Here is a 13,269-nt window from a genome sequence, read left to right on the forward strand (position 1 = left end):
CCGTCGAGGCGCTCCTCCTGGCCGGAGGCCAGCGCACCGCCCGGCGCAACGCCTGGACGTCCGTGCTGGAGGACCGCCGCCGCGCCCGCGCGCGGGTCGAGGCGGAGCACGTACTGGAGGCCGCGGCCGTCCCGGTCCCAGACCAGGGCGGGGACGGCGAGGCAGAGCAGCGCCGTACGGACGACGACGCGCCCGAAGCCGAGCCGCCGGCCGTCCTCGGCGATGACGCGCAGCCCCAGCAGCCGCTTGCCGGGGGTGGCGCCCAGGGTCCCGACGGTCAGCACGCCGAGGACGAAGAGCACGCCCAGGGCCCAGTTGCCCGACGCGTTCCAGTCACCTCCGGTGATCAGCCCGTATGCGATGAGCATGCACAGGGACCAGTCGACGAAGAGCGCCCCGAACCGGCGCCCGAGGGGGGCCACGGAGCCGGGCCCCTCCTCCGGCAGCCCGAGCCGCTCGCCCCGGTAGCCGAAGTCGGCGCCCATCTCCTCGGCCGCCGCACGCGGTCCCGAGAGCCACGATCCGATTGCTTGCCTGTTGTCCACCCGTACACGGTACTGCGCCCCGCCCCGATCGGCCGGGCCCGGGTCGCCGCGGGTGGCCGCCGCGCCCCGCCGCGCGGGGCCGCCGGGGCCGCGCCGGTTAACTTGGGCGAAACAAATGGGTCATGCTTGAGAAATCACGCGTCCCTATGGTCGGGTCCACCGTGTGCCACCGCACTGGCCGCACGACCGAGCTGCAACCCCGCCCTCCCCCGGGTGGGAGTAGGAGGAGTTGGATGTTCCAGAACGCCGACGAGGCCAAGAAGTTCATCAAGGACAACGACGTCAAGATGGTCGACGTCCGGTTCTGTGACCTCCCGGGAGTGATGCAGCACTTCACGATCCCGGCGACGGCGTTCGACCCGTCCGAGGAGCTCGCGTTCGACGGTTCGTCCATCCGCGGCTTCCAGGCCATCCACGAGTCCGACATGGCGCTGCGCGCGGATCTGTCGACGGCGCGTCTCGACCCGTTCCGCCGGGACAAGACGCTGAACATCAACTTCTTCATCCACGACCCGATCACGGGCGAGCAGTACAGCCGCGACCCGCGCAACATCGCGAAGAAGGCCGAGGCGTACCTCGCCTCCACCGGCATCGCCGACACCGCGTTCTTCGGTCCCGAGGCCGAGTTCTACGTCTTCGACAGCGTCCGCTTCGCCACCTCCGCGAACGAGGGCTTCTACCACATCGACTCCGAGGCGGGCGCCTGGAACACCGGTGCGGTCGAGGACAACCGCGGCTACAAGGTCCGCTACAAGGGCGGCTACTTCCCGGCCCCGCCGGTCGACCACTTCGCCGACCTGCGCGCCGAGATCTCCCTGGAGCTGGAGAACGTCGGCCTCCAGGTCGAGCGCCAGCACCACGAGGTCGGCACGGCCGGCCAGGCGGAGATCAACTACAAGTTCAACACGCTCCTCGCCGCCGCCGACGACCTGATGCTCTTCAAGTACATCGTGAAGAACGTCGCCTGGCGCAACGGCAAGACCGCGACCTTCATGCCGAAGCCGATCTTCGGCGACAACGGCTCGGGCATGCACGTCCACCAGTCCCTGTGGGCCGGCGGCGAGCCGCTCTTCTACGACGAGCAGGGCTACGCCGGCCTGTCGGACATGGCCCGCTACTACATCGGCGGCATCCTCAAGCACGCCCCGTCGCTGCTGGCGTTCACCAACCCGACGGTGAACTCCTACCACCGCCTCGTCCCCGGCTTCGAGGCCCCGGTCAACCTGGTGTACTCGCAGCGCAACCGCTCCGCCGCGATGCGCATCCCGATCACCGGCTCGAACCCGAAGGCCAAGCGCGTCGAGTTCCGCGCCCCGGACCCGTCCTCGAACCCGTACCTGGCGTTCTCGGCGCTGCTCCTCGCCGGCCTCGACGGCATCAAGAACAAGATCGAGCCCGCCGAGCCGATCGACAAGGACCTGTACGAGCTCGCCCCCGAGGAGCACGCGGGCGTCGCCCAGGTCCCGACGTCCCTCCCGGCGGTCCTCGACGCCCTGGAGGCGGACAACGAGTACCTCCAGGCGGGCGGCGTCTTCACGTCCGACCTGATCGAGACGTGGATCGACTACAAGCGCACCAACGAGATCGCCCCGATCCAGCTGCGCCCGCACCCGCACGAGTTCGAGCTGTACTTCGACCTCTAGAGCGCCCCGGGACCGGCTGCTTCGGCCGGACCCCACCCGCGCTCGTGCCGCCGGCCGCGCCGTCCCCTGGAGGGGAGGGCGCGGCCGGCGGCGTATCCGCGTCCCCGGGCGGGTGGCGTCACCGCCTGTCCGCGTCGCGGTCAGGCGGAGAGCTCGCGCTCCAGTGGGGTGCGGAAGCGGGGGGTGACGCGGGTGCCGTGCAGCCACGTGTGCAGGCGGGCGGCCTCCGCCTCCACGGCGGCGCGGGCTTCGGCGCCGGGGTCGGTCAGCAGGCGCCAGACCGGTTCGCCGTCCGGGCGCTGCGCCCAGCCGCCGACGACGCGGCCGTTCCACCAGACGGTGGGGCCGATGTTGCCGCTGCGGTCGAAGAGGGCCGGGCGGTGGTCCGGGTCCAGGTACCAGTCGCGCCCCCGCCAGCCCATGGCCGTCGGGTCCAGGGCGGGGAGCAGCGCCGCCCAGGGTTCGACGGTGGCCGGGGTGTCGGGGGCGTCGGGGGCGTCCGGGGTGGTGGCGTCGGGGGCTCGCACGTCGCCGTCCGTGACCGCGTCCGTGTCGGCGTCCGCGCCCGCGTCCGTGTCGGCCGGGAGGACATAGGCGGTCGTGGCGTCGTCAAGGGTGACCTCCTGCGCGGCGACGGCCGCCAGGGCCTTCCGGGCGTCGGTGACGCGCCAGCCGGTCCACCACGTCAGGTCGGCCTCCGTGGCCGGGCCGTGCGTGGCCAGCCAGCGGCGGGTCAGCGTCGCCCGTGCCTCGGCCGGCGGGAGGTCCGGGAGCGGTGGGGCGACGGCCCAGCGGAACCGGCTGGACGTCCACCCGCCGAGCGGCCTGCTGCGCACCACCCGCCCCTCCGTGCCGAGGACCCGCAGCAGCCGGGACGAGACGGTCTGCTCCTGGGCGTGGGACGTGCCCGGCCCGTACGTGAACCGCTCCCGCAGGCGCGGCTCCTCGCGGGCCAGCTCGGTGGCCGTCGCCTCGCCGAGCCGCTCCAGCGCGGCGAGGGCGGCCCGCTCCACCTCCGCCAGCCAGTCGGCGGTGAGGTCGCTGCCCGCGGTCACCTGCTTGAGGAACGAGGCGCGTTCGCGGGCGGCCACGGCGTGCGTGGTGGACGACTGGACCACCGGGGCGAGCGACGCCGGCACGACGAAGACCGTGTGGCGCATGCCGTGCATGCGGACCAGGGTGCGGTCCTCGTACAGCGCCCGCTCCATGGCGGGCACGGGGCCGTGCGGGGCGGCCTCGGGGGCGAGCCGGGCGCCGGCCGCCAGGTGGACGGTGGCGGGGTCGGTGCCGTGCAGGGCGGTCAGGGACGCCGCGACCTCCTCGACCGTCGCCGCACGGGCGGACGGTGCCAGGTGGTGGCGGAGCGCGAGGCGGGCGCGGCGCTGGTCGTCGGTGATGCGGGGACGGGCGTGGGCCATGGGACGACCGTAGCCGCCGGGGCGGGCCGCCCGCTGACGGGGCGGGGTGAACTGGTGTGGCGGGTACGGGCGGTGGCGACCGCCGGGGCTGGTGGGGGGTCGGGGCGCGCGGGACGGGGGCGGGGCTGTGGAGCGGTACGGCCGTGCGGGCCGTACCGCCCTGCGGGCCGTACCGTGCCGTCCCGCCCCGCGCCGGGCTGCCGGCACGGGGCGGGACGGGGGCGGGCGCGGGCGGGTCTAGCGGCCCGAGCGGATCAGCGAGCGGACCATCCGGCACGTCGCGTCCGACGGCGGGTGCACGCCGAGGTGCTGCGCCGTGTTCCGTATGGTCCGGTCGTCGGCCTTCGAGGCGATGTACACGCCCGAGTCGAGCAGGGCGATCGCCAGGCGCATGGCCTTCAGGCGGCGGTTGTGGGACACGTACCACTCGCGCGGCCGGCCGGCCGGGAGCGGCTGCTTCCGCAGGGGCTTCCAGGGTTCGAGGGGCAGTGGCGTGACGGTGGCGACGGCCATCGGCGACCTCCTGGTACGCGGTGTGAGGGGCCTCCCCCGGACCCTCACTGACTGCCTCCATCCTACCGGCGGGCACTGACAATCGGCCCTGGCCAGACGGGCTTTGCAGGGCCGGCGCGGGTACCGTTGCGGTATGGAGATCTGGATCAACCCCGCCTGTTCCAAGTGCCGCGGCGCCCTTCGGCTGCTCGACGAGGAGGGCGCCGACTACACGGTCCGCCGGTACCTGGAGGACGTGCCGTCCGCCGCCGAGATCCGTGCCGTGCTGGACCGGCTCGGGCTGGAGCCGTGGGACATCACCCGCACCGGGGAGGCCGCCGCGAAGGAGCTCGGCGTGCGGGACTGGGAGCGTGACGAGGGGTCACGGGAGCGGTGGATCGAGGCGCTCGTCGCGCACCCGAAGCTCATCCAACGGCCGATCATCACCGCCGACGACGGCACGGCGGTCGTGGGCCGGTCGGAGGAGGCCGTCCGGGACGCCCTGTCCCGGTCGTAGGCCGGTCGCCGGTGCGGCGCCGTGGGCCGGGCCGTGGGCCGGGGGGCAAGGCGGGCTTCAGGCGGGCTTGGGTGGCCTTGAGGTGCTCTTGGGGCGGGGGCTGAGCGGGTCCGGGGCGCCACCCGTACACAGGGGCGACGCGCCATCGACCGATCCGGCCCCCGCCTTCCCGGGCGGCCGGGGGAACAGGAGCCCCTCGTGTCACGCAAGAAGACCCTCAGCCGCAACAGGAAGCTGGCCCTCCTCGTCGGCACGGCCGTGCTGACGGGCGGTGCGGCGGTCGTGCTGACCGGTACCGGCCAGGCGTCCGCGGCCTGTGACGGGCTGGCCACCGCCCTGCGGAACAACGAGCAGTTCATCGCCGGCCAGCGGGCCCGGCCGGACGCCCGGTCGGAGGCGCGGATCGCCAACCGGCTCGCGGTGGTCGAGGAGATCCGGCGCAAGCAGGCGGCCGCCGGGTGCGACACCGGCGGCGCACAGGCGGGCGGCACACAGGAAGGCGGCGCAGAGGCGAGCGGCGGGCCGGTGGCCGTGGGGCGGTCGGGAGGGACCGGCGCCGACGCGGGTACCGGTGCCGGCACGGACGCGGGTGACTCCGGCGGGCAGCAGCCGCCCGCACGGGGCGGCGAGGTGGTGTGCGCCGGGTCCACCGTCACGCTCTCCGGCGAGGCCGGCGCCCCCGCCGCGTCCAGCGACCGCTTCCCCGCCGGTACGCGGCTGAAGGTCACCAACCTCGACAACGGCAGGTCCACCACCGTGGAGGTCACCTCGCCCTCCGGCAGCTGCGTCCTGCTGAACGCGGCGGCCTTCGAGCAGGTGCGCGAGCCCGGCAAGTTCCTCATCCGCGAGGCTCGCGTCGAGCGCGTCGGCTAGGGGGCGTCCGGGGCCGCGGGGGTCCAGGCCGACGCGAGGGCCTCGGCCTCCGCCAGGATCTCCGTCAGGCGCAGCCCGAACCGCGCGTCGCACGCGTGGGGCTCCCCGGTGCGGGCCGCGGCGAGCAGCGCGTCCACGGCGGTCGTGTACGAGCCGACCGCGTCGCCCCAGCGGGGCATCGCCGCCCGCCCTCGCTCGCCGAAGAGCGTGAGCCCCGCCTCCGCCGCCGCCTCCGGGGCGCTCAGCGTCATGGTGAGGGCGCTGCCCGCGCCGGAGGCGTGGCGAAGGGAGAGGTGGCGGGTGTCGTGGGGGCCCGTGGCGACCGCGATGTCCGTCACGTCGCCGAGGACCGGCAGCAGCACCGACAGCAGGTGCGGGCCGACGTCCCACAGGGCGCCCTTCTCCCGCCGCCACGGGGAGGCCGCGTACGCGCTGGTGGAGCCGGGTGAGAAGAGCGCGCCGAGCCAGTGTCCCCGGGCGAGGAACCAGCCGCCGGCCGCCGCCTGCTCGTCGATCCACGCGGCGGTGTCCGCCGCGAACCGCAGGGTGCAGAACACCACGGACGCGACCTGGGCCTTCTCCGCGGCCAACGCGACCTCCCGGGCGGCCGCGACGGTCGTGGCGACCGGCTTGTCGAGCAGGAGGTGGCAGCCGGCCGCCGCGGCCCGCGCGGCGAGCGGCGCCTGTACGTCGGGCGGCAGCGCGCACGCCACGGCGTCGCTCGCGGCGAACAGGGCGTCGACGTCGTCGTACGCCCGCGTGCCGTGCGCCGCGGCCAGCTCGGCGGCCGCGTCGGGGCGCCGCCCCCACACGCCGGTGAACTCCGCGCCGGGGTGCGCCGCCAGGGCGGGGGCGTGGGTGCGGGCGGCCCAGGGGCCGGTGCCGAGGAGGCCGATGCGTACCGTGTCCATACCCGCCAGTCTGCCCGCACCCGGCGGCCCGCACCGGACCGGGTCCCGTCCCCGGGCGGGCGGGGCGCGGGGCCGGCCCGGGGGCGGGGCGCGGCGCGCACGGCGGGGCCGGGTGGGCCGGAGAGCGGGGTAACACGTGGTTCACACACGGGCAACCGTCGGGAAACCGCCCGTTGACAGGCTGCGCGGCATACCGCTGCACCCGCGAAGGATGAGGCCCCCGTGACCACCATCAAGGCTGAGTACATCTGGATCGACGGCACCGAGCCGACCGCCAAGCTGCGCTCGAAGACGAGGATACTGACCGGCTCCGCCCCCGCCGGCGTCGCCGACCTGCCCGTCTGGGGCTTCGACGGGTCCAGCACCAACCAGGCCGAGGGCCACGCCTCCGACCGCGTCCTGAAGCCGGTCTTCTCCTGCCCCGACCCGATCCGCAGCGGTGACGACATCCTCGTCCTGTGCGAGGTCCTCAACACGGACATGACGCCGCACGCGTCCAACACGCGCGCCGCGCTGGCCGAGGTCGAGGAGCGGTTCGGCGCGCAGGAGCCGATCTTCGGCATCGAGCAGGAGTACACCTTCTTCAAGGGTGCCCGCCCGCTCGGCTTCCCCGAGGGCGGCTTCCCGGCCGCGCAGGGCGGCTACTACTGCGGGGTCGGCTCGGACGAGATCTTCGGCCGTGACGTCGTCGAGGCGCACCTGGAGAACTGCCTCCGGGCGGGCCTGGGCATCTCGGGCATCAACGCCGAGGTCATGCCCGGCCAGTGGGAGTTCCAGGTCGGCCCGCTGGCGCCGCTGGAGGTCTCCGACCAGCTGTGGGTCGCCCGCTGGCTGCTCTACCGCACCGCCGAGGACTTCGGCGTCTCCGCCACCCTCGACCCCAAGCCGGTCAAGGGCGACTGGAACGGCGCCGGCGCGCACACCAACTTCTCCACCAAGGCGATGCGCGAGGGCTACGACGCGATCCTCACCGCGTGCGAGGCGCTGGGCGAGGGCTCCAAGCCGATGGACCACGTCAAGAACTACGGCGCCGGCATCGACGACCGCCTGACCGGTCTGCACGAGACCGCCCCGTGGAACGAGTACAGCTACGGCGTCTCGGACCGCGGCGCCTCGGTCCGCATCCCGTGGCAGGTCGAGAAGGACGGCAAGGGCTACATCGAGGACCGCCGCCCGAACGCCAACGTCGACCCGTACACGGTGACCCGCCTCCTGGTGGACACCTGCTGCTCCGCGCTGGAGAAGGCCGGCCAGGTCTGAGGGCGCGCGGCCCGGGGCCCGTCCGTACGCGGGGAGCGCCCCCACCGGAACCGTCCGGTGGGGGCGCTCCCCTGTCGTCGCCGTTCTCGCGCCGGTCCGCCGGCTCAGGCGGTGCCGGTGCCGGTGCCGGTGGCGCTGCCGGCTCCGGTGCCGGTGCCGTTGGTGCGCCGTCGGCGGCGGGAGACAGCCGAGCGGGTGGCGTCGACCGCGAGGAAGGCCGCCAGGCTCAGGCCGAGCAGCGGCACGAACCAGCCGACCAGGGCCGTGCCCGCCGCGATCGGCAGCAGGAGCGGCGCGGGGACGCGGCGCCAGGTGCCGGGCGCCACCGGGCGGCCCGGGCGGCGCAGCCACCACATGCGGTAGCCCCACAGGACCAGCAGGACCAGGGCGAGCGCGAGCGCCGCGAGGGCCAACTGGTTGGCGAGGCCGAAGAGGACGCCGGTGTGGGCGTCGATGCCGAAGCGGGTCAGCTTGGCGAGGAGGGGGTGGTCGGCGAACCGCAGGGTGTCGATGACCTCGCCGGTCGCCGGGTCGACCGCGGCCTGGTCGAGGTGGACGGGGAACCGCGTGTCGGTCTCCTTGACCACGTACCCCTTGCCGTCGGCGGGCAGCGTGACGGCGATCCGGCCGTCGACGCCCACCGCGCGGGCCGCCTCCACCGCCCGGTCCACACCGACGTCGGCGCCGTGCACGGCCGGAGCGGCGGCGTCGTGGCCGGCGCCGTGGCCCTCGTGCGCGTCGCCGCCGGCAGCCGGGGCGCCGGCCAGGGCGGCGGAGACGGTGGGCGTGGCGCCGCCCAACTGCTCCCGTACGGAGGCGATGTTCTCGCCCGCGTACGTCGACCAGGTCAGGCCGGTGGCCGACAGGCCGAGCAGGCCGGCGCAGGCCCAGAGGCCGACGGAGCCGTGCCAGGACAGGGTGCGGCGGCGGGAGCGGGGGCCGCCCTCCGGCAGGAGGAGGGTCCTGGCGCGGCGGGCGGTGCGTCTGCGGCCGATCCACAGCAGCAGCCCGCCGAGGGCGACGACCCACAGCCAGCTGGCGGCCAGTTCGCTGTAGAGGCGGCCAGGCTCGCCCAGGTGCAGGTCGCGGTGGAGCTCGTCCAGCCAGGTGCGCAGGGGGAGGGCGCCGGAGCTGCCGTAGCTGGGCAGGGCGCCGCGCACCCGGGCGGTGTACGGGTCGACGAAGACGGCGAGGGACTTGCCCTCCTCGACCCCGGGGCCGCTCATGAGCACCCGGGTGGTGGCGCCCTCCTCGGGGGCGGGCCAGACGGCGGTCACAGTGGCGTCCGGGTGGGCGCGGCGGGCGGACTCGACCTGCTCGGCGAGGGGCAGCACGCGCTCGCCCACGGGGACTTCCAGCTCGTTGCGGTAGACGACCTTCTCGGCCTGGAAGGACAGCGCGTAGAGCAGCCCGCTGGCCGCGGCGACCAGCAGGAAGGGGGCTATGAGCAGGCCCGCGTGGAAGTGGAGGCGCAGGACCAGGGGGCGCAGGGCGCTCCAGGTGCCGCCCCGGGCGGGGGCGGCGGGGCGGGGCTCGCGCTCATGGGATTCGGGCTCGCGGGATTGGGGCTCGCGGGGTTCGGGCTCGCGGGGTTCGGGGGGTTGCGAGGGCGTCTGTGTGCGCATGGGTGTCCTCGGTGTCGGCGCGGTGACCGCGGTGTGGGGGCAGGGCTGACCGGCCCCCCGGGTCAGGCGTGCGACGCCGCGGGGGCCGTGGTGCGGGAGGCCGGACCCGTGGGCGGGCCGCGCCGGGACAGGGTGTGCGCGAGGACGGCGCCGGCGCGGCGGCGGTCGCGGGTACGGGGCCGGACGCGCGGCGGTCGCGGCGCGGACGGGAGGCGTAGCGGGGTCAGCGGCGGGCGCAGCGGCACGAAGGCGGTGCGCGCGAGGCGGAAGAAGGCCCTCTCGCCGTGGGCCAGCCAGACGCCGCAGACGGCCGCCGCACCGAGGTGCGCGGTGAGCATGCCCCCTGAAGGCAGCAGCGAGACCGCCTCTTCGTGATGGCCGAAATGGCCATGGTGGGCCGCGTGGGTCTGACGGTGTTGGGCCAGGGCGAACACCAGGTGCATGACCGGCTGTACGCAGACGAGCCCCGTTCCGATCAACGGCGCCCCTCGTCGGCGCCCGGCCGCCGCCCAGGCGAGTGCCCAGGTCAGGATGGAGGCCACCACGAGCGACCCGATCGGTACCCGGTGCTCGGACTGGACGGCGTGGCCCGTCGCGGACAGCACCACGCACACCGCGGCAAAGAGCGCGGCGCGCAGGGCACGGATCGGCGAGCGGGTGTGGGTCATGGCCGAAACATGCTCCCATCCCGGGGCGGAAGGCGCGCTTCCGGCTGTTCCTCCGGTAGCGGAAGCGCTGGGTGCCACGGGTTTCGGCGGGCAGAGTCGGGCCCATGAGGCTCTTGGTTCTGGGTGGTACGGAGTTCGTGGGGCGGGCGGTAGCGGAGGCGGCCGTCGCCCGCGACTGGGACGTGACGGTGTTCCACCGGGGGCGGCACGCCCCTCCCCCGGGGACGGCGGTGCTGCACGGGGACCGGTCGGCGCCGGACGGCGCGGGGCTCGCGGCGCTCCGCGAAGGGACCTGGGACGTGGTCGTCGACACGTGGTCGGGCGCTCCGCGCGCGGTCCGCGACGCGGCCCGGCTGCTGGCGGACCGCGTGGGGCGGTACGCGTACGTGTCCAGCTGCTCGGTGTACGAGTGGCCGCTCGTGGCGGAGCTGCGGGAGGACAAGCCGGTCGTGGAGGCGTCGCCCGACGACGGTGACGACGTGCCCTACCCGCGGGCCAAGCGGGGCGGCGAGCTGGCGGCGATCGGGGCGTTCGGCCCCGAGCGGACGCTGCTCGTGCGCGCCGGGCTGATCCTGGGGCCCGGCGAGAACATCGGCCGGCTGCCGTGGTGGCTGAACCGGATGGCGCGCGGCGGGCCGGTCCTGGCACCGGGGCCGCGCGACCTGCCGTTGCAGTACGTCGACGCCCGGGACCTGGCCGCCTGGTTGCTCGACGCGGCGGCGGGCGGAGCGGCCGGGCCGTACGACCTGGTGAGCCGGCCGGGCCACACCACGACGGAGGCACTGCTGGAGGCGTGCGTGCGGGTGACCGGTTCGGACGCCGAGCTGCGGTGGACGGACCCGGGCACGGTCCTCGCCGCGGGCGTCGAACCGTGGACCGAGCTGCCGGTGTGGACCCCGCCGGGCGAGCTGCACGACGCGATGCACGGGGCCGACGTGAGCAAGGCGCTCGCCGCGGGCCTGCGCTGCCGGCCGGTGGAGGAGACCGTCGCCGACACCTGGGCGTGGCTGCGCGCCCTGGGCGGTGAGGCGCCGCTGCGGCCGGACCGGGCCCCGGTGGGCCTGGCCCCCGAGCGGGAGGCGGAGGTGCTCGGGCTGGAGCGGTAGCGGGGCCGGGTGTGCCGCGCCCGCGGGCCGCGCTTCGGCGCGGGCGTTGAACGCCGCGGGCGCCGCGTCCGTATGGAACGGAGCTGTTCCCCTGCCGGGATTGGAGTTCCATGGGACGCACACGAAAACGCTCGACGGTGGCCAACCGGGCCGTCGCCGCCACGGCCGCCCTGGTCCTGGGCGGGGGCGGGTTGCTGGCGGTGAACGTCTACGCGTCGGCGGGAGAGGGCCGTTCGGGCCCCTCCGACCGGCAGCAGGCACGACCGGAGGTGAGGAACGCGGGGCAGCGGGTGTCGACCATCGACTGCCCCGAGGTCGCCGACGGGCTGCCCGAGGACATGCCCGGCCAGGCGCGCGGGGAGGTGGACCTGGAGCTGGCCCGGATCGACAACCGGGTCACCGACGCGTACCAGCGGCTCGCCCAGTCCCGCGAGCGGATCGAGCAGGACCCCGCCTTCGCGGAGAACGCCATCCTCGGCCCGCTCCGGCAGGAGCGGTCGGCGAGCATCGAGCGCATCGCGGTCGCGATCGGCCGGTTCGCCGAACGGCCGCAGGGCATGGAGAGCCTGGCGCCCTGCACCCTGCGCGGCGACGACGACCAGGGCGGCGGGCAAGGAGACGACCAGGACGGCGACCAGGGCCGGGGCGACGGCCAGGACGGGGACCAAGACCAGGACGGCCAGGACCAAGGCGACGGCGGCCAGGGCGGTGAGCAGGGCCAAGGCCAGGGCCAGGGCGGTCAGGCCGGGAACGGGCCCGTCGCGGCGGACTTCGCCGACATCCGCTCCGTCCGGCCGAACGTCCGGGCGCCGAACCAGCGGCGCGGCGCTTCCACGGGCACCTTCACCACCTCGTGCGGCCGCAACGAGAACAAGAAGTTCAACCCGGACAACGTCATCGTCGCGCCCGGCGTCCGCAACGGCGCCCACCACATGCACGACTACGTCGGCAACCAGGCGACGGACGCGTTCTCGGACAACAGGACCCTCGCCGAAGGCCGGACCAGCTGCCGCAACCAGGGCGACCGGTCCACCTACTACTGGCCCGTGCTGCGCGTGCAGGACGGGCGGGACGAGGCCGACGCCGGAGAGGACGGCGGCGGCAAGGACCAGAACGTCGGACGGATCCTCACCCCGACCGAGGTGACCCTCGACTTCGTCGGCAGCCCGGTGTCCAAGGTCACCGCCATGCCGAGGTTCCTGCGGATCATCACGGGCGACGCCAAGGCGCTCACCAACGGCCTCGCGAACGCCAACGCCTCATGGAGCTGCACCGGCCTGGAGGACCGGGAGCTGACCGACAAGTACCCGCTCTGCCCCCAGGGCAGCGACGTGGTGCGGACGTTCCGGTTCCAGAGCTGCTGGGACGGGCGGAACACGGACAGCGCCAACCACCGCACGCACGTGGCCTTCGCCGACGACGACGGGCGCTGCCCGAACGGCTTCCGCGCCATCCCCCAGCTCGTGCAGCGGGTCGTCTACGACGTGCCGGCGGGGAGCGTCTTCGCCGTGGACTCGTTCCCCGAGCAGCTCCACAAGCCCGTCACCGACCACGGCGACTTCATCAACGTCTTCGACAGCCGTCTGATGACGCGGATGGTGGGCTGCATCAACACCGGTCGCCGCTGCGCCTGACCGGCGCCGGAGGGCGGCCCCCACCCTGGGGAACCAACCCTCCGAGCCCCGCCCCCACCCCCCACATCCCCCCACACCCCGCTGCGCGGTCAGCTCCCGTGGTGGTCCGAGCCCCCCTCCCCGCCCCCGTGCGGGACGGCGGTCTCGACCTCGCCACCGAGCCGGCCGCGCAGCTCCGTGATGACCGCCGGCTCCGCGACCGCCACCCACTTGCGCCCCACGAGGTAGCTGCCGCCGTAGTCCTTGGCGCTGTTGATCCACTCGCGCTGGCCGCGGTCGGTGGAGAAGGTCGCGAGGACGTACCGCCCGTACTTCGTCGTGCAGTTGGCCTGCCGCAGCTCCTCGGCGTCCGTCTGGACGTCCGGCGCGCACCCGGCGCGCTCCGCCAGCTGCTCCAGGGTGCCGCTCGCCGCCGACGGCGCGGCGTGCCCGCCGCCACCGCCGTGGCCGGCCGCCCCGTCCCGTCCGCCGCCCGAGGTGCAGGACGCGAGGGCGGCGAGGACCGCCAGGGTCGCGGTGGACACGGCCATACGAGTTCGCTCCGTACGCATCCGCCCATGCTGCCTTTTCGCACCCC

Annotated in this window: 12 protein-coding genes and 1 pseudogene; 6 read left to right on the plus strand and 7 right to left on the minus strand. The window is 75.0% G+C overall.

The features are described 5' to 3' along the window. Nucleotides 1-116: 116 nt before the first annotated feature. Nucleotides 117-545 (minus strand): annotated as a pseudogene (locus LPA54_RS27020) (RDD family protein); the annotation flags it as partial. A 233-nt stretch (nt 546-778) separates the two neighbouring features. Here LPA54_RS27020 and glnA point away from each other — a divergent pair. After that, nucleotides 779-2,188: a type I glutamate--ammonia ligase gene (gene glnA, locus LPA54_RS27025; protein WP_228982379.1), complete on the plus strand. Its 1,410-nt coding sequence runs from the start codon at nt 779-781 to the stop codon at nt 2,186-2,188. Between the two features lie 140 nt (nt 2,189-2,328). Here the strand turns inward: glnA and LPA54_RS27030 are convergent, their stop codons facing one another. Next, nucleotides 2,329-3,606, minus strand: coding sequence for a winged helix DNA-binding domain-containing protein (locus LPA54_RS27030; protein WP_228982381.1), 1,278 nt, complete (start codon nt 3,604-3,606; stop codon nt 2,329-2,331). 237 nt (nt 3,607-3,843) lie between these two features. Next, nucleotides 3,844-4,119, minus strand: coding sequence for a hypothetical protein (locus LPA54_RS27035; RefSeq protein ID WP_228982384.1), 276 nt, complete (start codon nt 4,117-4,119; stop codon nt 3,844-3,846). Nucleotides 4,120-4,252: 133 nt separating this feature from the next. Here LPA54_RS27035 and LPA54_RS27040 point away from each other — a divergent pair, with 133 nt between their 5' ends. Then, on the plus strand, nt 4,253-4,615 hold the full coding sequence (locus LPA54_RS27040) for an arsenate reductase family protein (RefSeq protein WP_228982386.1): 363 nt from the start codon (nt 4,253-4,255) through the stop codon (nt 4,613-4,615). A gap of 198 nt (nt 4,616-4,813) precedes the next feature. After that, nucleotides 4,814-5,488, plus strand: coding sequence for a septal ring lytic transglycosylase RlpA family protein (locus LPA54_RS27045; protein ID WP_228982388.1), 675 nt, complete (start codon nt 4,814-4,816; stop codon nt 5,486-5,488). Here LPA54_RS27045 and LPA54_RS27050 read toward each other — a convergent pair. Beyond that, nucleotides 5,485-6,399: a Gfo/Idh/MocA family protein gene (locus tag LPA54_RS27050; protein ID WP_228982390.1), complete on the minus strand. Its 915-nt coding sequence runs from the start codon at nt 6,397-6,399 to the stop codon at nt 5,485-5,487. The genes LPA54_RS27045 and LPA54_RS27050 overlap by 4 nt on opposite strands. 222 nt (nt 6,400-6,621) lie before the next feature. Here LPA54_RS27050 and glnII point away from each other — a divergent pair, with 222 nt between their 5' ends. Next, nucleotides 6,622-7,659, plus strand: coding sequence for a glutamine synthetase (gene glnII, locus LPA54_RS27055; protein ID WP_228982392.1), 1,038 nt, complete (start codon nt 6,622-6,624; stop codon nt 7,657-7,659). A 104-nt stretch (nt 7,660-7,763) separates the two neighbouring features. Here glnII and LPA54_RS27060 read toward each other — a convergent pair whose 3' ends face one another. After that, entirely contained in the window at nt 7,764-9,284 is a 1,521-nt protein-coding gene (locus tag LPA54_RS27060) for a PepSY domain-containing protein (protein ID WP_228982394.1), read from the minus strand. 62 nt (nt 9,285-9,346) lie between these two features. After that, entirely contained in the window at nt 9,347-9,952 is a 606-nt protein-coding gene (locus LPA54_RS27065; protein WP_228982396.1) for a hypothetical protein, read from the minus strand. 104 nt (nt 9,953-10,056) lie between these two features. On the opposite strand from LPA54_RS27065, the gene LPA54_RS27070 reads away from it, so the two are divergent. Together LPA54_RS27070 and LPA54_RS27075 are read left to right on the plus strand one after the other, a co-directional pair. Continuing rightward, on the plus strand, nt 10,057-11,058 hold the full coding sequence (locus tag LPA54_RS27070) for an NAD-dependent epimerase/dehydratase family protein (RefSeq protein ID WP_228982397.1): 1,002 nt from the start codon (nt 10,057-10,059) through the stop codon (nt 11,056-11,058). Between the two features lie 110 nt (nt 11,059-11,168). Then, entirely contained in the window at nt 11,169-12,692 is a 1,524-nt protein-coding gene (locus LPA54_RS27075; RefSeq protein ID WP_228982399.1) for a DUF1996 domain-containing protein, read from the plus strand. An 89-nt stretch (nt 12,693-12,781) separates the two neighbouring features. Here the strand turns inward: LPA54_RS27075 and LPA54_RS27080 are convergent, their stop codons facing one another. Beyond that, a complete protein-coding gene (locus LPA54_RS27080) occupies nt 12,782-13,222 on the minus strand; it encodes a hypothetical protein (RefSeq protein ID WP_228982401.1) in 441 nt (146 codons plus the stop codon). Nucleotides 13,223-13,269 lie beyond the last annotated feature (47 nt).

The organism is Streptomyces sp. DH12 (genome assembly GCF_020873895.1).
Classification (GTDB): domain Bacteria; phylum Actinomycetota; class Actinomycetes; order Streptomycetales; family Streptomycetaceae; genus Streptomyces.

Bases quoted from the DNA above. Each gene is read 5' to 3' on its own strand.
- glnA (WP_228982379.1), top strand. From the start codon at position 779: ATGTTCCAGAACGCCGACGAGGCCAAGAAGTTCATCAAGGACAACGAC.
- LPA54_RS27030 (WP_228982381.1), bottom strand. From the start codon at position 3,606: ATGGCCCACGCCCGTCCCCGCATCACCGACGACCAGCGCCGCGCCCGC.
- LPA54_RS27035 (WP_228982384.1), bottom strand. From the start codon at position 4,119: ATGGCCGTCGCCACCGTCACGCCACTGCCCCTCGAACCCTGGAAGCCC.
- LPA54_RS27040 (WP_228982386.1), top strand. From the start codon at position 4,253: ATGGAGATCTGGATCAACCCCGCCTGTTCCAAGTGCCGCGGCGCCCTT.
- LPA54_RS27050 (WP_228982390.1), bottom strand. From the start codon at position 6,399: ATGGACACGGTACGCATCGGCCTCCTCGGCACCGGCCCCTGGGCCGCC.
- LPA54_RS27060 (WP_228982394.1), bottom strand. From the start codon at position 9,284: ATGCGCACACAGACGCCCTCGCAACCCCCCGAACCCCGCGAGCCCGAA.
- LPA54_RS27065 (WP_228982396.1), bottom strand. From the start codon at position 9,952: ATGACCCACACCCGCTCGCCGATCCGTGCCCTGCGCGCCGCGCTCTTT.
- LPA54_RS27070 (WP_228982397.1), top strand. From the start codon at position 10,057: ATGAGGCTCTTGGTTCTGGGTGGTACGGAGTTCGTGGGGCGGGCGGTA.
- LPA54_RS27075 (WP_228982399.1), top strand. From the start codon at position 11,169: ATGGGACGCACACGAAAACGCTCGACGGTGGCCAACCGGGCCGTCGCC.
- LPA54_RS27080 (WP_228982401.1), bottom strand. From the start codon at position 13,222: ATGGCCGTGTCCACCGCGACCCTGGCGGTCCTCGCCGCCCTCGCGTCC.